This window comes from Sulfitobacter sp. EE-36, from assembly GCF_000152605.1.
In the GTDB taxonomy this organism is placed as follows: domain Bacteria; phylum Pseudomonadota; class Alphaproteobacteria; order Rhodobacterales; family Rhodobacteraceae; genus Sulfitobacter; species Sulfitobacter pontiacus.
Genome location: NZ_CH959310.1, coordinates 1,775,363 through 1,793,589 on the forward strand (window position 1 = coordinate 1,775,363; position 18,227 = coordinate 1,793,589).

An 18,227-nucleotide genomic window follows, 5' to 3' on the forward strand; every position below is an offset into this window, starting at 1 on the left:
GAGCCAGAGGGTGACGGGGCCGTCGTTGGTGAGCGCGACAGACATATCGGCTCCGAATGAACCGGTTTGGACATGAATGCCGAGGGCGTCGACGCAGGTGATGAAATCTTCGTATAGCGCTTTGGCCTGATCGGGCTTGGCGGCGCGCGAGAAACCGGGGCGGGTCCCGCGGGAGGTATCGGCGGCAAGGGTAAACTGGCTGACAATCAGCGCGCTGCCGCCCGTATCCGGCAGGCTGCGGTTCATTTTGCCAGCATCATCCTTGAACAGACGCAGCTTGGCGATCTTTTGTGCAAGTCCTTGCGCGGTCGCATGTGTATCGTCGGGCATGGCGCAGACGAAGATCAGCAGCCCGTGTTCGATTTGACCGATGATCTGGCCATCGACAGTGACGGAGGCGTTGCTGACGCGTTGTAGGAGTGCGCGCATATCAGGATTTCCAATCGATGATGTCTTCAGGGGTGGCCCGCTGCGTGCGGAACCGGTTGATCGGTGCCGCGTCATCCGCATAGCCGAAGGAAATCGCGCAAAGGATCAGGCGGTCTTGCGGCAGGTCGAAATGCTGTCGCACGGTGGGCGCATAGGCAGCGATGGCGGCCTGGGCGATGGTGGCCACGCCAAGCGCCGTTGCCGCCAGCGTAAAGGCCGTGACAAAGCCGCCGCTGTCCATTGCTCCGTAGGCCCCTAGCTCAGCCGGGGAGGTCACGATCGCCACATGGGGCGCGTCAAACAAGGCATAGTTCCGCATCATCTGCGCCATGCGGCCCGCATGGTCCGATTTCTCGATCCCGACGGCGTCATACAGCTGGAACCCGCAGGTCCGCCGCCGGTCGCCGTAGACGCCGCTGTAAGAGGCCGGCCAGTCCAGATCGGGGGCGGGGGGGGTGCCCTTCGCAATCTCTAGCGCCAAGGCGTCGCGGAAGCGGTCGGTCGCGGCCCCTTTGGTGACGGTCAGCTGCCAAGGCTGCGCATTGCACCACGACGGCACGTGGCGCGCTGCGTCGACGATACGGGTGATGATCGCGTCGTCGACCGGATCGGGGCGAAAGGCGCGGCACGAAGAACGCGCGCGCAGGATGTCGGTGAATGTATCGATCTGGGTCATTTTTGGAGCGCCATAAAATAGCCAACGACCCCGGCGACAATCAGGCCAAGGATCACGGCAAAGGTGATTTTCACAGCGGAATAGGGGCGTTCGCCCTGTACGCTGCCTGTGCGGCCGTTGACCACAAAACGATAGGTCTTGCCGCGGTACTTGTAAGCTGCCAGCCAGACCGGCAGCAGGATATGTTTGAACGTCACATCGCTGACCTGCGTCTGAATATTGTGGATGCGCTGTCGGTCGCCGCCGATATCAAAACGCACATCGCGCTGGATCATCGCGTCCATCACCTCGCGTGCCTGCGCATAGCCTTCATCAAGCGTCACCGCATAGGCTTCGGCGCGAAACCCGGCGAGGTATTCCGGGGCATAGGGTTCAAGGGCCGCCAGATCCCACGGGGCCAGCGCATCGGTGAACCTTTTGGGGAGCGATTTCGACGCCAGCACCAGCACATCATCAAAGAACCGCGCCACCCGACCCGAGGTCGCCCGCCAGCGGATTTTCGGCACCTGCTGCTGCACCCGTTTGCCGTCGCGCATGACGGTCTGGGTGACGTAATAGACCGTGCCCCTTTCGCCCGAATAGCTGGAGCGCGTGTCGGCGTCATAGGTCCAGTAGGGCACATAGATGCCTTGCATCTTGCGGCCCTTGCGCGCGTATTCCTGCAGGCCATTGGGGGCAAACCACAGGCTGCCCAGCCAGTCGGTCATGGCATCGCGTGCTGTATCCTCGGTCAGGCCAAAGGGTAGCACGGCGCGGGGTTTGATATGGCGGTTCACCCCGGTATCGATCACAACAGGGGTTGCGCAGAACGGACATTCGGTGGCGTGTTTGCCGGGGTCGAACTCTACCTGTGCGGCGCAGTTGGGGCAGGTTGTGACCCGTGTATCCTCCATCTGCGATTGGGGGAGAGCGCTGGCCAGTGCAGCCTGGAAATCCAGCTCGGCGATCGGGTTATGCAGGCCGCGCGTGCCTGAAATCTCTTCGGTATTGCCGCAGTGGTCGCAGACCAGCAGATATCTTTCAGGATCAAACCGCAGATCGGACCCGCAGGTGTCACAGGGGAACCGGTGTTCCTCGGTCGGTGTGGGGGGCAGGTCGGGGTCGTCAAAGCCGGTGCTGGCGGGCATAGAGCTGTCCTTTGGTCAGGCCTGCCCCAGACATAGGGCAGTGCGCCCCCTGCCGCCAGAGCAGGGTCACAAAAAACGGTGCAGCACTTTAGGGGCCATGATGCGCAGGGCGTTGTCGTGCAGGCGAAGGTGACGCCAGATGTGAAATGCGGCATGGGCCAGCGCGATGCCTGCAAGAGCGTAGAATTCGATGCTGTGGATCAGCCCGACGAGGTCATTGGCGCGCGGCATATCAAGGGGCACGGCAATCGGGACAATCCCACCGGCCCAAAGCTGCACGGTCGAGGTCACCCCGATCAGCAGCCCTGTGAGGGCGACGCCAAAGATACCCCAGATTAGGGTCTTATGCAGCACCGGATGCAGCCAACGGGCCCAGCCCGCAAGCTTGGGGCCGGGGCGCCCCAGCAAGCCGCGCCGCATGTAGGACACCCACCAAAGCAGGGCCGCGCTGACAAAGACCAAGCCCATGACCGAATGGAACCGCACCGCTGCAGACCCGATCCGCGCCACATCCGCCGGCTGCACCAGCAGGAACCAGATAAACAGCGGCACCATGCCCCAATGCAAAAGCTTCATCAGGGTCCGACGGTGGGGCAGCAAGGGGCGACGGCGCAGGGTCATACCCTAGACACGCGCCTTGCCCGTTCCAAGTTTCACAGAGCCTTACGCAGGCGGCGGCGGGGGCGGCAGCACGGTAAAGAGTTGCGCCAGCTCGGCCACATCGTCTGCTTTAAGCCAGCCATCCTGACCGGGGGTCCAGACATAGGTCTCGCGGGTCAACCCGCCATCCGTGGCCATGCGGCCCAATGCGGCCTTTGAAAACGGGCCCTTGGTCTGGCCGTTCTCTGCCAGATGCCAGACTTTTTCAGGTTGCGGCGGGGGCGGTGGCGTCTGTGCAGCGGGGGCCGCAGCCGCGGGGCGCGGGCCCCACGGGCCTGCCTGCGCGGCGGCGGCCTGGCCCATCTGCATGCCCAATCCGGCGCCCAGTCCGGTCTGCATTGCTGCGCCCGCAGCGCCCTCGCGGCCCAATGCCTCTGCCGCTTGGAACTGCGTGAACTTGTTCAAATCCCCGATCACCCCCATCGACGACCGTTTGTCCATCACCTCCTCCACGGCGGGGGGGAGCGAGATGTTTTCGATATAAAGTTCGGGGATGGTCAGCCCGTATTCTGCAATGGTGGCCGAGATTTCGGTGCTCACCAGTTTGCCCAGCTCACGGGTGTTGGCGGCCATATCCATGACCGGAATATTGGACAGCGCGATGCTGCGCGAGAATTCCTGCACGATGATATTGCGGATCTGATAGCTGATCTCGTCCATGGTGAATTCACCATCGGTGCCCACGATTTCGGTCAGGAACCGCGCGGGGTCCGACACTTTGACAGAGTAGGTGCCATATGAACGCAGGCGCACGGGGCCGAACTCGGGGTCGCGCACGATGATCGGGTTCTTGGTGCCCCATTTCAGATCGTTGAAACGGGTGGTGTTGACGAAATAGATCTCGGATTTGAAGGGGCTTTTGAAGCCGTGATCCCAATGCTGCAGCGATGTCATGATCGGCATGTTGTTGGTTTCAAGCATATAAAGGCCGGGCGTGAACACATCGGCCAGTTGACCTTCGTGGACAAAGACCGCCGCTTGCCCTTCGCGGACCGTCAGCTTGGCCCCGTATTTGATCTCGTGGCCTTCGCGCTCGAACCGGGACACCATTGTGTCGCGGGTGTCATCCGTCCAATGGATAACGTCGATGAATTGGCCAGAGAGAAAATCGAGAATACCCATGTCTTGGTCCTTTCGGGGGAGGTCGGTGGCGGGTTAAACGGGCCCGCCGATCAGTTCGAGCGCGATCTTGCGGGCCACGGGGGTTGCCTCTTCGGCGGTCATGCCGGCGTGCAAGCGCGGGTCATAGAGCATTTTCAGCAGCAGCTCGTCGTGACGGGTGAGCAGCGCGAATTCATCGTCATCGTTAAAGATCGACGGGCGTGCGGTGGGGCTGTCGTTGGCAAGGCCAAGGCCCTGCGCAAGTTCTTCATGGATACACGACAGCCGCATAAGCGAGGGGTTCTCGGCACGGATGACGGCGACGGCAGCGGTATAGGTGCTTGGGTCCGCGCCACCGGCATAGGCAGCGACGATGCAATAGGTATCGCGGCGCAGATCGCTGAGCGCGGCAAGGCTTTCGGCGGTCACACCGGGGATGCGTTCGGCGGCTTGGGCAAGGGCGGCGGGGCGGTCATCCTCGCCCGCGATAATCACCATAAAGTTCGGCTTGCCGCCCACGGTGATGGAATGCTGCGTCGTGGCGGCGAGGCGGGTGGCATAGTCGCGGATCGAGGCCGCATCGCGGTCACGCTCGGACGGGGGAACGCTGTCGCCAAAGACGACCTCCATCCGGACGGGGCGTTCCCAGCGGCGCATGGGGGTCTTATCGCCACGTCCGGTCAGGGTGGCGTTATATTCGTTGTAAAAAGCGATTTGTTCAAAGTTGCGCACCAGCATGTCGGCGGTAAAGGGCGTGTCCTGCCCGCCACCATCCCGGCGCAGCAATCCCTGGCTCAACTGGGCCTGCTGTACCTGGTTGAAATAGCTGCGCAGCTTGGCGCTTTTTTGCGACGTGGGCTTGGCCACCACGGGGGGCGGTGCCGGCGGCGTGTCGGGGCGCGCGATGGGTTTCAGCGTCGGTTCAACAGGGGGCTGCGGGGTGCAGGCGGCCAACGCGGCGACCACAGCCGCCGTGCCGATCCATCCTGTTCGCCCCAACCGTTGCCATACCATATCGCGCGCTCCAGGTTTTGACGGGGTTACGCCGCAGGGGACGCGGGCTTGGCCGCTTTGGCAGAGGCCAGCGTGTCGCGCAGATTGGCCTCCATCTCTTGCAGGTCTTTCTCGGCTGAGGCACGGCGCGCCTTGCCTTCGTCGGCGATCTGCAGCGATTCCTGAATGGTCCCGATCAGGTCGGCATTGGCCTGTTTGACGGCTTCGATGTCGAAGACGCCGCGTTCCATCTCGGTCCGGATGACCTTGTTGCTTTCGCGCAGGTTCTGCGCGTTAGAGGTCAGCAGCTCGTTCGTCAGGTCATTGGCGTCACGCACGGCGGCGGCGGCTTCGACGCTGCGCTGGATGGTGACCGCCTGCGCCAGCTGGGTTTCCCACAGCGGCACGGTGTTCACGAGGGTCGAGTTGATCTTGGTCACCAGCGACTTGTCGTTTTCCTGCACCAAGCGGATCGAGGGGAGCGATTGCATCGTCACCTGACGGGTCAGTTTCAGGTCATGCACACGGCGTTCAAGATCGTCCCGTGCGGCGCGGATGTCGCGCAGTTCCTGTGCGACCATGACCTGATCCGCCTCTGGTGCGGCGTCGACCTCTGCCTGTTTGGCGGGGATTGTGGTCGCGTCAAGCTCTGCCAGCTTGGCCTCGCCCGCGGCGATATAAAGCGCGAGCTCATCATAGAACTGCAGCGTCTTTTCGTACAGCATATCAAGGGATTTGATATCCTTGAGCAGGGTATGTTCATGAGTCAGCAGCTCGTCCGTGACGCGGTCGATCTGACCCTGTACCTTTTCGAACTTGGCGGTGAATTTGGCAAAGGGGGCCGCACGGCCCAAAAGGCGTTCCCACCAGCTGCGTTCACGGCGCACGTCCAGCTCGGACACGGAAAAGCCGCGGATGGTTGTCACGATCGTGCGCAGGCTGTCACCGGCGGGGCCCACATCCTTGTTGCGCACGTCCTGCAACATCGCCTGACTGATCTCCTGCAGCTCGGCCTGAGCGCCGGACCCGAAACCGATGATCGATTGCGTGTCGCCCATGTCGATCTCTGCCATGCGGCTTTTGATCTCTGCCGATTGTGGCGCATCGGCTTTCTCAAGCGAGACGACGGCATCCGCAGGGGCGGGGTCGGGCAGGATCTGCGCGTTGACCTCTTCCACCAGCGCTACGGATTGGGTCGCTTTGTCACGAACGGTATCAGACATGTTTCAAGTATTCCTATGCTCTTGGGGCGGGGCGCGTCAGTCGAGACGCACGCCTTCTCGGGAAAGCCGCTCGCGCAGCACGTCGATTTCGATGTTCAGGTCGGTCTTGTCTTCCAATAGCGATTTTTGGGTGCGCGCGGCAAAGTTTTTGTCCAGATCATCCAGCAAAGCCAAATAATCGGCGCGTGCCTGCGCATCGCCGGTGCTGGCGTAGATATCCGCAAACTTGATTGTCGCGTCACGCGCGCCCAGCAGATAGACCGACAGATATTTCCGCGCACCGGTCAGATCACGCGGATCATCCTGCACGGTGCGGATCAGGGTGCGCGCGGTGTCCTGAAACTGCGCCAGCCGGTCGCGCGCCTTGCGATCGCCCGCGCGTGCAATGGCGGTGTTCATCGCGACAAGGTGTTTTTCCGCCTCGTCAACGATACGGGCGACGCGGTCTTTCTGGAAGCTGTCCACGCCCTCCATTCCCTTGGATGTCAGCGGATCGATGCCAAAGGCCGACACATGCAGCCCCATCGCGGCCAGCGCATAAAGCACAGGGGCCGCCAGTCCGGGGTCATTCTTATAGGCTGCAAGCGCCACGCCGGCACCGGTCAGAAGGCTGGCGATGATCTTGCGCGGCAGGGCGGGGCGTTCGGCGACCTTGCGCGCGGTATAGGCGGCTTCGGCTTTCAGCCCCTCGCGCAGCATCCACGCGGCACCGGTCAGCGTCGCCGCCGCCAGCAGCCCCAATGCAAGCCCCTGCGCCCCGTCGTTCAACGACATGAACACAAGCGGAATGGCGGGGATGAACAAGATTTTGGCCCGCCCGCTTGCGGGGTCGACCTCTATCCGTTTGGCACGGGTGCCCTGCGGGGGCGGCGTGCTGCCGTTCGTGTCATGATTGCTGTATTTACCGCCAAAGCGCTGCGCCATGGATCAAAGCCCCCCGAGCCAGCCGGTAGAGACACCGAAGAGCAAGACGACAAGCGCGGCATAGGTGATTTTCTGAAACGGTGTCGGTGCCATGGGGCGATAAACCTCCTGTCCATGCGCTGGTGTCGATGCACGACGGCCCGCGTCCAGAATCCTTGCGATGATTGTCACCAAAACGGCGACAAACGCAACAATCAGCGCCAGCGTGGCGACAAAGACAAGCAATCGACCCATCGGACCTTCCTTTGCACGACATATAGTCGCAGTGCCCGCCACCCGCTAGGGTCACGCACGCAAAAGTAGCGGCCAAAGGGCCGTAAACCCACAGAAATCAGGGTTTACGGGTGGATTTTACGCGGGTGCCGAACTTGCGCGGCGCGGGGTCGGACGCGGGGCGTGCGGGCTTGGACTTGCCATAGCCGGGCTTGGGCTTGCCGGGGATGGTCTTGCCTGTCGCGGTCTTATCGCCGGGTTCCTTGGGCAGGCCGGGGCGACCGGGGCCCGGCTCTCCGGGTTTGCGGGCCTTGCGCTTGATGATGCGCGCGGGCTTTTTCTTGATCGCGGTGCCGGTGGTATCGGCAATCTCGAGGCCCAACTGGTCACGGACCACCTTGCGCTTGAGTTCCTCGACCTCGCCGGTTTTCAGCTCGCCAAGCTGGAACGGGCCATAGCTGGTGCGGATCAGCCGGTTCACCGACAGGTTCACCGCTTCCATCGCGCGGCGGATCTCGCGGTTCTTGCCTTCGCGCAGCCCGACGGTCAGCCAGGCGTTCGCCCCTTGTTGCCGGTCCAGCGTGACCGTCATCGGCTGAAAGTCCTCGCCATCCACGGTGATGCCCTTGCGCAGCGGTTCAAGCATATCGTCGGTGGGGCGGCCATTGACGCGCACGCGGTAACGGCGCAGCCAGCCGTTCGAGGGCAGTTCGAGGCGGCGCTTGACCTCGCCATCATTGGTCAGCAGCAGCAACCCTTCGGAGTTGAGGTCAAGCCGACCGATGCTCATGACGCGGGGCATGTCTTCGGGCAGATCGTCAAAGATCGTGCCGCGGCCCTTTTCGTCGCGGTTGGTGGTGACCAGCCCCGTGGGCTTGTGGAACAGCCAGACGCGGGGTGGTTCGGGCTCGCCCACCGGTTTGCCGTCGACGGTGATCGCGTCCGAGGGCGTCACGTTCAACGCAGGCGAATCGATCTGCGCACCGTTGACGCGCACGCGACCGGCCTCGATCATGCGTTCGGCCTCGCGGCGGCTGGCGATGCCGGCACGGGACAGGACTTTGGCAATGCGGTCACCGGGAGGGGTGCCGGATTTCGGGGGCTGGGAGGGTGTATCTGCGCTCATACTTCAGCGCTTACCCTGTTTCCCGCGCTTGCGAAAGGGCGGCGTTTGCGGGCAAGAGAGGTGTATGAGCTTTACGTCCTATATGTCCCAAGCGCTGGAAGAGGCCCGCGCCGCCGCCGCCCGTGGTGAAGTGCCCGTGGGCGCGGTCATCGTGGCCCCCGACGGACAGGTCGTCGCGCAGGCGGGCAACCGGACGCGCGAGTTGAACGATCCCACCGCCCATGCCGAGGTGCTGGCGATCCGGGCTGCCTGTGCGGCGGCGGGGTCCGAAAGGCTGGGCGGGCATGCGCTTTATGTGACGCTGGAACCCTGCGCCATGTGTGCTGCCGCGATCTCTGCCGCGCGGGTGGCACGCTTGTACTACGGCGCGTCAGACCCCAAGTCTGGCGGTGTGGCGCAGGGTGCGCGGGTGTTTTCCCACGAGCAATGTCACCACGCCCCCGACGTCTATGACGCCATTGCAGCGCCCGAAAGCGAAGATCTGCTAAAGGCGTTTTTTGCAGAGAAACGAAAAGGATAGACCCATATGGCCCAACGGGACGAGCTGAGCATTTTCGTGCGCGACGCCTTGGCCGCGGGCAAGTCACGGGCCGAGATCACATCCGCGCTGACCCATGCCGGTTGGCGCAGCGCTGAGGTGCAGGATGCGCTGAACGGCTGGGACGAGATGCCGTTCTCTCCGCCCATTCCGCGGCCTGTGGCGACGGTGTCTGCGCGGGACTTCTTTATCTATGCGCTGACGTTCTGCGTCTTGATCCTTGGCGCGTTCAATCTGGTTGTCGTATTACAGGCGCTGGTCGATGTGGTCTTTGCCACGGGCGACGGCGGTAGCGACCGCCCGATCCGCTGGGGTGTTGCGGTGTTGATCGTGACCGGACCGATGTATCTGTGGCTGACCTTGCGCGAGCGGCGGAAACTGGCGCGCGACCCTGCGCTCTACCGCTCTGCGATCCGCAAATGGATGATCTACATCGGCCTGCTTTTGGCGGCGCTGACGATGTTAGGGGATTCGATTGCCACCATCTATGCGTTGCTAACCGGTGACCTGACGGCGCAATTCGTGCTCAAGGCGCTGGTGGTGCTGGTCGTCGCCGGGGGCATCTTTGCCTATTATCTGCGCGATCTGCGCGAAGAGGCCCCGGCGTGAACAAGTTGCTGCTGATGTGCATGTCTGTGCTGGTCGGTGGTGCCATCATCGGCGGCCTGGTCGTGGTGGGTGGCCCGCAGCACGCAAGGCTCGCCCAGCAGGACAGTCAGCGCCTCAGCGATCTGCGGACCTTGCACACGCATCTGATGTGCCTTGGTCACCCGCGCAAAGCATTGCCGCAAGCGCTTGCGGATGACAGCTATTGTCCCGGAATGCGGCCCGGATTGGGCGATGTGCTGACCCAAGGCGACCCTGCAACGGGCGCGCCTTACGCCTATCACCGCCTCAGCGATACCGCGTTCGAGGTCTGCGCCAAGCTGGCGCTTGATCCGGCTGAGGCGCGCAAAGCTGCATTTGATCAAGACGCCATCGCCCTGCGCGCCAACGACACCCTTTGTTTCATCGGGGATCGCGCCGGTTCTGTGAACTAGGCCGTTTTACAGGCTGATCGGTTTAAGCACCTCGGGCTCGATCACATCCACGCCGGGCAAGCCGTCGATCAGTACCTGCGCCGATTGTTCAAGCGCGTCGAAGGTACGGTAGTGGCAGGGGATGACGGTCTTGAAGTCAAAGTACCGTTTCGCCGCATAGGCCGCACCGGCCATATCCATGGTGAAATGGCCGCCCGCGCTGAGAATGCCGATATCGGGTTTGTGGTAGTCGCCCATCCAATCCATATCCGCCATAATATCCGTATCACCCGAGACATAGATCGTGCGGCCTTCGCCCTTGATCATAAAGCCGATCTCGGCCCCCATATAGACAGGCCCCGCGTCCCCATCGACGGAAGAGGAATGCGACGCAGGTACCATGGTCACATCGACCTTGCCGCAGCGGATGGTGCCGCCTTTGTTGAAGCCGGTGGTGTTCTCCACGCCCTGCGCGCTGAAATAGCCCATCAGTTCGACCATGCCTGCAACTGGCGCGCCGGTTTTCTCGGCCACCATCTTGAGGTCCTGGGTGTGGTCGAAATGCCCGTGGGTCACTAGGATTTGCGTGACGCCTGCCAGTGCGGCCTCGTGCTGCGCGTCGTCCAGCATCGGATTGCCGGTGAGCCAGGGGTCGATCAGCAGAATCTGATCCTCGATCTCGATGCGAAAGCTGCCGTGGCCAAGCCAGATGATATCCATTTGGGTCTCCCTTATTCCGTGTCTTTAGCGGACTGTAGCGCGTGATGCCGCTTTGGGGAGCCTCCGGCGGGAGTTTATTTGGCAAAATGAAGGATCAACCGGCGCGATTGCGGGTCAGAGGCAGCCCCCAGACTTGCGGGGGCGGGCAGGGGGCGATAAACGGCACCCAATCAGATGAAGGAGCGCCCATGTCCATTGACGAGTCCACAGCCGCACGGGTGGCGAAACTGGCCCGCATCAAGGTCGAACCCGACGCCTTGCCCGCGCTGGCGCAAGAGTTCAACAATATCCTCGGCTTTATCGAGCAGTTGAACGAAGTCGATGTCGACGGGGTAGAGCCGATGACATCGGTCACGCCACAGGTGTTGAAAAAGCGCGAGGACGTGGTGCGCGATGGCGACCAGCAGGCCAAGGTGCTGGCCAATGCGCCCGACGCGCGCGAAGGATTTTTTGCGGTTCCGAAGGTGGTTGAATAATGGCTGATCTGAATAAACTGGGCCTTGCCGATGCACGTGACGCGCTGCGCAAGGGGGATGTGACCTCGGCCGAGCTGACGGCGGCATGTCTGAGCGCGATCGAGGGCGCGGGCGCGCTGAATGCTTTTGTCCACCACACCGGTGATCTGGCAATGGATCAGGCCAACGCCGCCGATGCGCGGATCAAATCCGGTGAAGCGCCTGCCATGTGTGGTCTGCCCATCGGCATCAAGGATCTTTTCTGCACCAAAGGGGTGCCGTCGCAAGCTGCATCGCGCATTCTTGAAGGCTTCTTGCCCGAGTATGAAAGCACCGTATCGCAGAACCTGCTGGATAGCGGGGCCGTCATGTTGGGCAAGCTCAACATGGATGAATTCGCGATGGGATCGTCCAATGAAACCTCCGTGTATGGCAATGCCGTCAACCCGTGGCGGCGTTCGGGCGATGAGACAGCGCTGACACCCGGCGGATCTTCGGGTGGGTCGGCGGCAGCTGTGGCGGCGGATCTTTGTCTTGCGGCCACCGGCACCGATACCGGCGGCTCGATCCGCCAGCCCGCGGCCTTTACCGGCACCGTGGGGATCAAGCCGACCTACGGCCGCTGCTCCCGCTGGGGCGTCGTGGCCTTTGCCTCGTCGCTGGATCAGGCGGGCCCGATGACCAAGACCGTGCGCGATGCGGCGATCATGCTGGGTGCCATGGCGGGGTATGACCCCAAGGACAGCACCTCTGCCGAGCTGGCGGTCCCTGATTTCGAAGCCGCCTTGACCGGCGACATCCGTGGCAAGAAGATCGGCATCCCGCGGGAGTACCGCATCGACGGTATCCCTGCCGAGATCGACAAGCTGTGGCAGGACGGTATCGCCATGCTGCGCGACGCCGGGGCCGAGATCGTTGATATCTCTCTTCCGCATACGAAATACGCCTTGCCTGCCTATTACGTGATCGCACCGGCGGAAGCCTCGTCGAACCTCGCCCGCTATGACGGGGTACGCTATGGTCACCGCGCCAAGCTGGACCACGGCGACGGCATCACCGAGATGTACGAAAAGACCCGCGCCGAAGGCTTCGGGGCCGAGGTGCAGCGCCGTGTCATGGTCGGTACCTATGTGCTAAGCGCGGGCTTCTACGACGCCTACTACAACCGGGCGCGCAAGGTCCGCACGTTGATCAAGAAAGACTTCGAAGACGCATTTGCGGCCGGTATCGACAGCATCCTGACCCCGACCACGCCCTCGGCGGCCTTCGGTCTGGGCGAGATGACGGATACGGACCCTGTGGCGATGTATCTGAACGACGTCTTCACGGTCACCGTGAACCTCGCGGGGCTGCCCGGTATCGCCTTGCCCACCGGCACGAGCGAGACCGGCCTGCCGCTTGGCTTGCAGCTGATCGGCCGCCCATGGCAAGAGGCCGATCTGCTGTCTACCGCCTATGCGCTGGAGCAGGCGGCGGGCTTTGTAGCCAAGCCGCAGAAATGGTGGTAAACCCTCGCCGATAAACCAGAGCAGATAAAGCAGGTCCGATGATGATACGTTGTTCAATTGTTGCAGCCTTGGGGCTCGCCCTGGCGGCCTGCCAGCCCGCAATCCCCGACAGTGGACGGGGTGTCGGTTTTGACGGGTCGTTCGACGCCGTGCAATCCCAGCGGGATACAGCTTTGGCAGGCGGGGCGGTGGCAACGATGCCAGCACCCGCCACGGTGGACGCCACGCCGCTGGACGCTGTCGATGATGGCTCCGCTGCGGCGACGGCTGCGGAAACGGCACGTATCCTGGATGCCACGCGCCCCGGTGGGCTTGGCAATGATGCCGCAACCAATTCGGGCGTGGCCCCTGTGAACGCCAGCCCGTCCAATCCTGCGCCACCGGTGCTGGGGGCAGGGGGAATCTCGCAAGAGAACAACTTTGACGCCGTGGCCGATGAGCGCAGCATCGAAGGCGACGCGGCTCGCATCGCGGCCAACCGCGCGCAATACCGTGTGGTGCAACCCGAAGCCCTGCCGGATCGCGCCGATGCCGGCCCCAATATCGTGGCCTATGCTTTGCAGAACAATCACGCGGTCGGCACCCCGATCTACACCCGTCGGGGGTTCAACAAGCAGCGCAAATTCGCACGGGCCTGCGCCCAGTATTCGCACCCGGATCAGGCGCAGATCGCCTTCCTCAGTGCGGGCGGCCCTGAAAAGGACCGCTCTGGCATGGACCCTGACGGCGACGGATACGCCTGCAACTGGGACCCGAGCCCCTATCGCAAAGGGGTGCAGGGCTAGGCCCTATGGCAGATGCGCCTGACCGCTACCTTTCCCCGAACCATGGGCCGCGCCGCAACGGGTTGCGGCCCTCTTTGATCGTGCTCCACTATACCGCGATGGACAGTGCAGAAGCGGCTTGCGCGCGTCTCTGTGACCCTGCGGCCGAAGTCTCCGCCCACTATCTGATCACGGGCAAGGGTGAGACTGTACCACTTGTCCCGGAAGACCAGCGTGCCTGGCATGCCGGTGCAGGGGAATGGCAGGGTCAGGATGACATCAATTCACGCTCTATCGGGATAGAGCTGGATAACCGCGGCAATCACCCCTTTTCCGAACCGCAGATGGTCACGCTCGAAACCCTGCTGCGCGGGATTATGGAGCGGTGGTCAATCCCGCCCGAAGGGGTCATCGGCCATTCGGATATGGCCCCCGGACGCAAGATCGACCCCGGACCGCGATTCGACTGGCCACGTCTGGCGCGTCAGAACCTTGCCGGCAAAGGCAGTCGGTACGCGGAGAAAAACCGCGGATCCGACCCCACGCCGGCTGCCTTTATCGCGGCGGCACATGCGGCAGGCTACACCGCCACCGATGATATTGACCTTCTGCTGCACAGCACGCGCCTGCGCTATGCCCCCTGGCGCAAGGGGCCGCTCTGCGCCGCGGATATGTCCCTCGGGCATGATCTCTAGCACCACACCCGTTTCCAAATGGTAAAAATCCTCGCCGAAGGCATCGCGGCGGGTGAAACTGATTGACCCCGCCTGAAGTTAGGCGCTAGGCGTGCAGCGCGCGGAAGGCTGGATGGCCGCGGTCTTGGCAACAAGGTCGAGGAAAGTCCGGACTCCCAGAAGAAACGGTGCCGGGTAACGCCCGGGCGGGGTAACCCGACGGAAAGCGCCACAGAAAACAGACCGCCGCTTCGACGGGTCGGGCAACCGATACCACCGGGGAGGTAAGGGTGAAACGGTGCGGTAAGAGCGCACCGCGGAGGTGGTAACATCTCTGGCAAGGCAAGCCCCACCGGGAGCAATGCCAAATAGGGACCGCGCGCCGCGTCTGGCAACAGGCAAGGCGGGGCCACTTCTGCCCCAGCAGGTCCGGGTTGGCAGCTGTAGCTGTGCAGGCAACTGCATGGTCAGAGGAATGGTCATCCCCTGTCGCAAGGCGGGGACAAAATCCGGCTTATAGGCCTTCCGCGCATAATCATGGTCTTTATCCCTGTTCTTCGGGGGCTTGGTCCGGAAAACTTCAATTTTTCCGGTTCGTTTGGGCCATGGGCAGGAAATAGCGGTTGACTCAGGCGCAGGCGTGACTAGAACCCAAAACTCAGGATTTCACGAGCGGTCGATCAGCGGCCTGCTCGTCGTTGCAGGAGAACGACTATGGCGAAGCCAACCACGATCAAGATCCGTCTGAACTCGTCCGCGGGCACAGGCCATTTCTACGTAACCAAGAAAAACGCACGTACCATGACCGAGAAAATGGTCATCAAAAAGTACGACCCCGTTATTCGTAAGCACGTTGAATACAAAGAAGGCAAGATCAAGTAAGATCTTACCGTCGACGCGATATGAAGGCCGCGCCTCGTGCGCGGCCTTTTGCGTTTTTCTACCTCGGACATGGGAACAGCCCTGCTGTCGCGGCTGAGTACCGGATGTGATCGCAAGGAGACGGGCAATGCCCAAAGAAGGCCATTACATCAACCGGAGCAACTGGTTGCGCGCCGCTGTACTGGGAGCGAATGACGGGATTGTTTCCATCTCTAGCCTTCTGGTCGGCGTTACCTCGGCGGGGATGGCGACCGGAAATGTCGCCCTGACCGGTTTCGCCGGATTGACCGCTGGCGCGCTGTCCATGGCCGCGGGGGAGTATGTCTCTGTTTCGGCGCAGGCCGATGTGGAGGCCGCCGATCTAGAGCGTGAGCGTATCGCGCTGGAGGAAGACCCGGACTACGAGCTGGAAGAGCTTGCCGAAGGGTTGGAGAACCGCGGCGTCGATGCCGCGCTCGCCGTTAAGGTTGCCACGCAGATGACCGACCATGACGCTCTTGGTGCGCATGCGCGCGAAGAGCTCGGTATGTTTGGCCTGGCAGGGCAGGCTAATCCGCTGCAGGCCGCCGGGGCTTCCGCGCTCGCCTTCGCTCTGGGTGGGGCCTTTCCGTTGATCGCAGCACTTGTCGCCCCTGCCGGGTACGCTTTGATGGCGATTGCCGTGACCGCTGTGCTCGCTCTGGCACTGCTTGGCGGCGGCGGTGCGCGGCTTGGCGGTGCGCCCATGCGTTCGGCGACTATTCGTGCGGTGGTCTGGGGCGCGCTTGCGATGGCCGTGACCGCTGCGTTGGGGCAAGCCTTCCACGTTGCGGTTTAGCTTGGTCGGGGGTGAGCTGGCGCCTAAGCTGAGACCTTTGAAATCATCACTTCTGTGAGCATTTCAAGAGGAGGTTCGCTCCTCTGCGGGGGTGCTTTTCTGCGCGCCCGACTGGAAGACGTACAGTCGCAAGGTCGTGTCGGCACGCTTGTAGAACCGAATGTCACTGAACGGACTGCTTAAGGGGGATCGCAGCTATACGGAAGCGTCGCGGGCAGATTAGGTAGTCGGGCCGACGGTTGTGATCACACCTAGGACAAAAGAAAGCGCCCACCGAACGGATGTCGATGGGCGCTCGTTCTTAGGTATTCCCCGCGTCGTGGGGAAGTCTGTTATTCGCGGTTGCCGAACAATTGCAGCAACATCATGAACATGTTGATGAAGTTCAGGTACAGGCTCAACGCGCCCATGATACCGGACTTCTGCAGCCATTCTTGGTCACCGTGATGTGCGTGCGCCAAGTAAGTGTTCTTGATGTTCTGCGTGTCATAGGCGGTGAGGCCAGCGAAAATCAGAACACCGATAGCCGAGATCGCGAACACAAGGGCAGGGGAGGCGAGGAAGATGTTCACGATCGACGCAACAACCAAGCCAATGACGCCCATGATCAGGAAGCTACCCCAGCCGGAGATATCCTTTTTCGTGGTGTAGCCCCACAGCGAGAGGCCCGCGAAAGCGATCGAGGTGATCAAGAAAATCTGGATGATGGAATAGCCCGTAAAGACCAGAAAGATCGAGCTGATCGAAACGCCCATGACGGCAGCGAAAACATAGAACAATGTCTGCGCAGTCGCGGCCGAGATTTTATTCATCGCGGCACCCAAGCCGAAGACAAACGCCAACGGTGCAAACATCACGACCCATTTCAGCGGCGACATATACAGCGCAGAGCCGAAGGAGGTCAGGTATTTGTCCGTGCCAATCTGCGCAACCGCGCCGGAAGGATCGGTCGTCACGGCCAGGCCGGAAATGGCCCAAGCCGCTGCAAAGGTGATCAACATGCCAATCGACATGGTGCCATACACCTTATTCATATGGGTGCGCAGCCCTTCATCGATAGCGGCGGCGCGGGATCCGGCCGCAGACCGGATTGTGTTCACGTCGGCCATGAATATCCTCCAAATAATAGACGTGTTGCAAAGTCGGTTCTCCGACCTCGGTATTGGGTCAAATATCGGCACACACGTCTTTGTTTTCAAGAGCTTTCGCATCCAATTCTAGCGCAGCGGGCACTATTGGCGTTTTGCTTTGCCGAATGTGGCGCAACATAGGCATTTCTTCCGTCGGAACACGCAGCCTTTCGGTTGCACATCTGCGTGTCCGTGATGAATGAGCTAAAGAAGAGATGTGAAGATTTGCCTAACGCGTTTGCGAATTTTGCGTCGCGGCGCTTTGCTGCGTCGTTCTCGCGTCTCTGAACGGTATTTTAAGGTTTAGACTGCAAGCCTTTTGCCCATGAAAAAGATGATTCTTCCCCGCGACGGGCGCAATTGTGCCGTAACGTTTTCGTTATTTGCGTTAATCAGGCGGTATTTGGGTGCCGTGAGCAAAACATCGCGCACCCGCGCAGAATGTAGTGGCGAAGCTGACGGGCGGGGCTATCTTACTGACAAATATGGTATTCTTGAGCGTGAGAGGAGCGGGTCTCAATGTGTTGGAAATGCTGACACACAGCATTGCGGCGAATTTATGGTGCTCGGCTCAGGTAAAAAGTTTTGCGAGTTCCCGAACGCTTGCTACGTTCAATTCGCGTATAAGGGGTATTTTTCTCGCGGAAACAACGCTTGATTAAGTGCTGGCGCTGATTGGAATGATAACTGAACGTATGTCCATTTTCATTTTATTTGCGCATAGTGAGTATATTTGCAAGTAGCACGTTTTGTCGGAAATGACCACGTGAATTGGTCACTTCCTCTCCACAAATACAAGCGTCGAAATTATGGGCGCTGAGTTAGAAAGAAGATCGTGATGCCTCATAAAGTAGATGTTCATGTTGGTCAGCGAATACGGCAGCGCCGTTGGCTGACAGGCATGACACAGCAGCGCTTAGCAGAACTTGTTGGCATAAAATTCCAGCAAATCCAAAAGTATGAAACAGGTGCAAACCGTGTCAGCGCGTCCAGACTTTGGGACATCGCCTTTGCCCTGAACGTGGACGTTTCGCATTTCTTTGAAGGTCTGGAAGCCGAAAAGCCTCAGCCCGAGAAGGCCTTGGACAATATCCCCGCCGATCTGAGCGGCGATAAAGAGGCGATGGATTTGATCCGCTCTTACTATGCGATCCCCGAAAACCAGCGTCGCCGCCTGTTCGAATTGGCGCGTGTCCTCAGTGATGTGGCTTAACCTTTAGCGGGAAGTGTTATCTTGCAAGGATCTGG

The 18,227-nt window shown here is 61.3% G+C and carries 22 protein-coding genes and 1 other RNA gene; 11 read left to right on the forward strand and 12 right to left on the reverse strand.

The genetic code is table 11. The features are described 5' to 3' along the window. The 10 genes from dtd to EE36_RS11130 all read right to left on the reverse strand — a co-directional run. Nucleotides 1-429: D-aminoacyl-tRNA deacylase (gene dtd, locus EE36_RS11085; protein WP_005852261.1), on the reverse strand; the 429-nt coding region annotated here is incomplete at its 3' end. 1 nt (nucleotide 430) lies between these two features. Beyond that, nucleotides 431-1,105: a nitroreductase family protein gene (locus EE36_RS11090; RefSeq protein WP_005852262.1), complete on the reverse strand. Its 675-nt coding sequence runs from the start codon at nucleotides 1,103-1,105 to the stop codon at nucleotides 431-433. Then, the gene (locus EE36_RS11095; protein ID WP_005852265.1) at nucleotides 1,102-2,232 is read right to left on the reverse strand and encodes a TFIIB-type zinc finger domain-containing protein; all 1,131 of its coding nucleotides are present in this window, start codon (nucleotides 2,230-2,232) and stop codon (nucleotides 1,102-1,104) included. Before EE36_RS11095 ends, EE36_RS11090 begins: the two co-directional genes overlap by 4 nt. A 66-nt stretch (nucleotides 2,233-2,298) precedes the next feature. Next, nucleotides 2,299-2,853 carry a cytochrome b/b6 domain-containing protein gene (locus tag EE36_RS11100; protein ID WP_005852266.1) on the reverse strand — a complete coding sequence of 185 codons (555 nt, stop codon included), beginning with the start codon at nucleotides 2,851-2,853 and terminating at the stop codon, nucleotides 2,299-2,301. A gap of 42 nt (nucleotides 2,854-2,895) precedes the next feature. Next, nucleotides 2,896-4,014: an SPFH domain-containing protein gene (locus EE36_RS11105; protein WP_005852267.1), complete on the reverse strand. Its 1,119-nt coding sequence runs from the start codon at nucleotides 4,012-4,014 to the stop codon at nucleotides 2,896-2,898. A gap of 33 nt (nucleotides 4,015-4,047) precedes the next feature. After that, nucleotides 4,048-5,007, reverse strand: coding sequence for a DUF2927 domain-containing protein (locus EE36_RS11110; RefSeq protein WP_005852268.1), 960 nt, complete (start codon nucleotides 5,005-5,007; stop codon nucleotides 4,048-4,050). 26 nt (nucleotides 5,008-5,033) lie between these two features. Continuing rightward, nucleotides 5,034-6,209 (reverse strand): toxic anion resistance protein, encoded by a 1,176-nt coding sequence (locus tag EE36_RS11115; RefSeq protein ID WP_005852269.1) that lies wholly within the window; start codon nucleotides 6,207-6,209, stop codon nucleotides 5,034-5,036. A 36-nt stretch (nucleotides 6,210-6,245) separates the two neighbouring features. Further along, entirely contained in the window at nucleotides 6,246-7,133 is an 888-nt protein-coding gene (locus EE36_RS11120; RefSeq protein ID WP_005852270.1) for a 5-bromo-4-chloroindolyl phosphate hydrolysis family protein, read from the reverse strand. A gap of 3 nt (nucleotides 7,134-7,136) precedes the next feature. After that, a complete protein-coding gene (locus tag EE36_RS11125) occupies nucleotides 7,137-7,367 on the reverse strand; it encodes a hypothetical protein (protein WP_005852271.1) in 231 nt (76 codons plus the stop codon). 97 nt (nucleotides 7,368-7,464) lie between these two features. Continuing rightward, nucleotides 7,465-8,472 (reverse strand): pseudouridine synthase, encoded by a 1,008-nt coding sequence (locus EE36_RS11130; protein ID WP_005852272.1) that lies wholly within the window; start codon nucleotides 8,470-8,472, stop codon nucleotides 7,465-7,467. A 64-nt stretch (nucleotides 8,473-8,536) separates the two neighbouring features. On the opposite strand from EE36_RS11130, the gene EE36_RS11135 reads away from it, so the two are divergent. The 3 genes from EE36_RS11135 to EE36_RS11145 are packed head-to-tail and all read left to right on the forward strand — an operon-like array spanning nucleotide 8,537 to nucleotide 10,050. Then, nucleotides 8,537-8,992 (forward strand): nucleoside deaminase, encoded by a 456-nt coding sequence (locus EE36_RS11135; RefSeq protein ID WP_005852273.1) that lies wholly within the window; start codon nucleotides 8,537-8,539, stop codon nucleotides 8,990-8,992. A 6-nt stretch (nucleotides 8,993-8,998) separates the two neighbouring features. Next, entirely contained in the window at nucleotides 8,999-9,619 is a 621-nt protein-coding gene (locus EE36_RS11140) for a DUF5671 domain-containing protein (RefSeq protein ID WP_005852274.1), read from the forward strand. After that, nucleotides 9,616-10,050 (forward strand): hypothetical protein, encoded by a 435-nt coding sequence (locus tag EE36_RS11145; RefSeq protein ID WP_005852275.1) that lies wholly within the window; start codon nucleotides 9,616-9,618, stop codon nucleotides 10,048-10,050. Before EE36_RS11140 ends, EE36_RS11145 begins: the two co-directional genes overlap by 4 nt. A 6-nt stretch (nucleotides 10,051-10,056) precedes the next feature. On the opposite strand, the gene EE36_RS11150 is transcribed toward EE36_RS11145, so the two are convergent. Then, entirely contained in the window at nucleotides 10,057-10,749 is a 693-nt protein-coding gene (locus EE36_RS11150; protein ID WP_005852276.1) for a metal-dependent hydrolase, read from the reverse strand. Nucleotides 10,750-10,937: 188 nt separating this feature from the next. Here EE36_RS11150 and gatC point away from each other — a divergent pair, with 188 nt between their 5' ends. The 7 genes from gatC to EE36_RS11180 all read left to right on the forward strand — a co-directional run bounded on the left by gatC (nucleotide 10,938) and on the right by EE36_RS11180 (nucleotide 15,849). Next, nucleotides 10,938-11,225, forward strand: coding sequence for an Asp-tRNA(Asn)/Glu-tRNA(Gln) amidotransferase subunit GatC (gene gatC, locus EE36_RS11155; protein ID WP_005852277.1), 288 nt, complete (start codon nucleotides 10,938-10,940; stop codon nucleotides 11,223-11,225). Next, nucleotides 11,225-12,712, forward strand: coding sequence for an Asp-tRNA(Asn)/Glu-tRNA(Gln) amidotransferase subunit GatA (gene gatA, locus EE36_RS11160; protein WP_005852278.1), 1,488 nt, complete (start codon nucleotides 11,225-11,227; stop codon nucleotides 12,710-12,712). The genes gatC and gatA overlap by 1 nt, the downstream gene beginning before the upstream one ends. Before the next feature lie 38 nt (nucleotides 12,713-12,750). Beyond that, a complete protein-coding gene (locus EE36_RS11165) occupies nucleotides 12,751-13,497 on the forward strand; it encodes a hypothetical protein (protein WP_005852279.1) in 747 nt (248 codons plus the stop codon). A 5-nt stretch (nucleotides 13,498-13,502) separates the two neighbouring features. After that, nucleotides 13,503-14,171 carry an N-acetylmuramoyl-L-alanine amidase gene (locus EE36_RS11170; protein WP_005852280.1) on the forward strand — a complete coding sequence of 223 codons (669 nt, stop codon included), beginning with the start codon at nucleotides 13,503-13,505 and terminating at the stop codon, nucleotides 14,169-14,171. Nucleotides 14,172-14,271: 100 nt separating this feature from the next. Next, nucleotides 14,272-14,683: RNase P RNA component class A (rnpB, locus tag EE36_RS17230), an RNA gene on the forward strand. Between the two features lie 181 nt (nucleotides 14,684-14,864). Continuing rightward, nucleotides 14,865-15,032: a 50S ribosomal protein L33 gene (gene rpmG / locus EE36_RS11175; protein WP_005852281.1), complete on the forward strand. Its 168-nt coding sequence runs from the start codon at nucleotides 14,865-14,867 to the stop codon at nucleotides 15,030-15,032. 127 nt (nucleotides 15,033-15,159) lie between these two features. Then, a complete protein-coding gene (locus EE36_RS11180) occupies nucleotides 15,160-15,849 on the forward strand; it encodes a VIT1/CCC1 transporter family protein (RefSeq protein WP_005852282.1) in 690 nt (229 codons plus the stop codon). A gap of 332 nt (nucleotides 15,850-16,181) precedes the next feature. Here the strand turns inward: EE36_RS11180 and EE36_RS11185 are convergent, their stop codons facing one another. After that, nucleotides 16,182-16,958, reverse strand: a complete 777-nt coding sequence (locus EE36_RS11185) for a Bax inhibitor-1/YccA family protein (protein ID WP_005852283.1) — start codon at nucleotides 16,956-16,958, stop codon at nucleotides 16,182-16,184. Nucleotides 16,959-17,817: 859 nt separating this feature from the next. On the opposite strand from EE36_RS11185, the gene EE36_RS11190 reads away from it, so the two are divergent. Continuing rightward, nucleotides 17,818-18,192, forward strand: a complete 375-nt coding sequence (locus EE36_RS11190; protein ID WP_005852284.1) for a helix-turn-helix domain-containing protein — start codon at nucleotides 17,818-17,820, stop codon at nucleotides 18,190-18,192. Nucleotides 18,193-18,227 lie beyond the last annotated feature (35 nt).

Bases quoted from the DNA above. Each gene is read 5' to 3' on its own strand.
- EE36_RS11090 (WP_005852262.1), bottom strand. From the start codon at position 1,105: ATGACCCAGATCGATACATTCACCGACATCCTGCGCGCGCGTTCTTCG.
- EE36_RS11095 (WP_005852265.1), bottom strand. From the start codon at position 2,232: ATGCCCGCCAGCACCGGCTTTGACGACCCCGACCTGCCCCCCACACCG.
- EE36_RS11100 (WP_005852266.1), bottom strand. From the start codon at position 2,853: ATGACCCTGCGCCGTCGCCCCTTGCTGCCCCACCGTCGGACCCTGATG.
- EE36_RS11105 (WP_005852267.1), bottom strand. From the start codon at position 4,014: ATGGGTATTCTCGATTTTCTCTCTGGCCAATTCATCGACGTTATCCAT.
- EE36_RS11110 (WP_005852268.1), bottom strand. From the start codon at position 5,007: ATGGTATGGCAACGGTTGGGGCGAACAGGATGGATCGGCACGGCGGCT.
- EE36_RS11115 (WP_005852269.1), bottom strand. From the start codon at position 6,209: ATGTCTGATACCGTTCGTGACAAAGCGACCCAATCCGTAGCGCTGGTG.
- EE36_RS11120 (WP_005852270.1), bottom strand. From the start codon at position 7,133: ATGGCGCAGCGCTTTGGCGGTAAATACAGCAATCATGACACGAACGGC.
- EE36_RS11125 (WP_005852271.1), bottom strand. From the start codon at position 7,367: ATGGGTCGATTGCTTGTCTTTGTCGCCACGCTGGCGCTGATTGTTGCG.
- EE36_RS11130 (WP_005852272.1), bottom strand. From the start codon at position 8,472: ATGAGCGCAGATACACCCTCCCAGCCCCCGAAATCCGGCACCCCTCCC.
- EE36_RS11135 (WP_005852273.1), top strand. From the start codon at position 8,537: ATGAGCTTTACGTCCTATATGTCCCAAGCGCTGGAAGAGGCCCGCGCC.
- EE36_RS11140 (WP_005852274.1), top strand. From the start codon at position 8,999: ATGGCCCAACGGGACGAGCTGAGCATTTTCGTGCGCGACGCCTTGGCC.
- EE36_RS11150 (WP_005852276.1), bottom strand. From the start codon at position 10,749: ATGGATATCATCTGGCTTGGCCACGGCAGCTTTCGCATCGAGATCGAG.
- gatC (WP_005852277.1), top strand. From the start codon at position 10,938: ATGTCCATTGACGAGTCCACAGCCGCACGGGTGGCGAAACTGGCCCGC.
- gatA (WP_005852278.1), top strand. From the start codon at position 11,225: ATGGCTGATCTGAATAAACTGGGCCTTGCCGATGCACGTGACGCGCTG.
- EE36_RS11165 (WP_005852279.1), top strand. From the start codon at position 12,751: ATGATGATACGTTGTTCAATTGTTGCAGCCTTGGGGCTCGCCCTGGCG.
- EE36_RS11170 (WP_005852280.1), top strand. From the start codon at position 13,503: ATGGCAGATGCGCCTGACCGCTACCTTTCCCCGAACCATGGGCCGCGC.
- rpmG (WP_005852281.1), top strand. From the start codon at position 14,865: ATGGCGAAGCCAACCACGATCAAGATCCGTCTGAACTCGTCCGCGGGC.
- EE36_RS11180 (WP_005852282.1), top strand. From the start codon at position 15,160: ATGCCCAAAGAAGGCCATTACATCAACCGGAGCAACTGGTTGCGCGCC.
- EE36_RS11185 (WP_005852283.1), bottom strand. From the start codon at position 16,958: ATGGCCGACGTGAACACAATCCGGTCTGCGGCCGGATCCCGCGCCGCC.
- EE36_RS11190 (WP_005852284.1), top strand. From the start codon at position 17,818: ATGCCTCATAAAGTAGATGTTCATGTTGGTCAGCGAATACGGCAGCGC.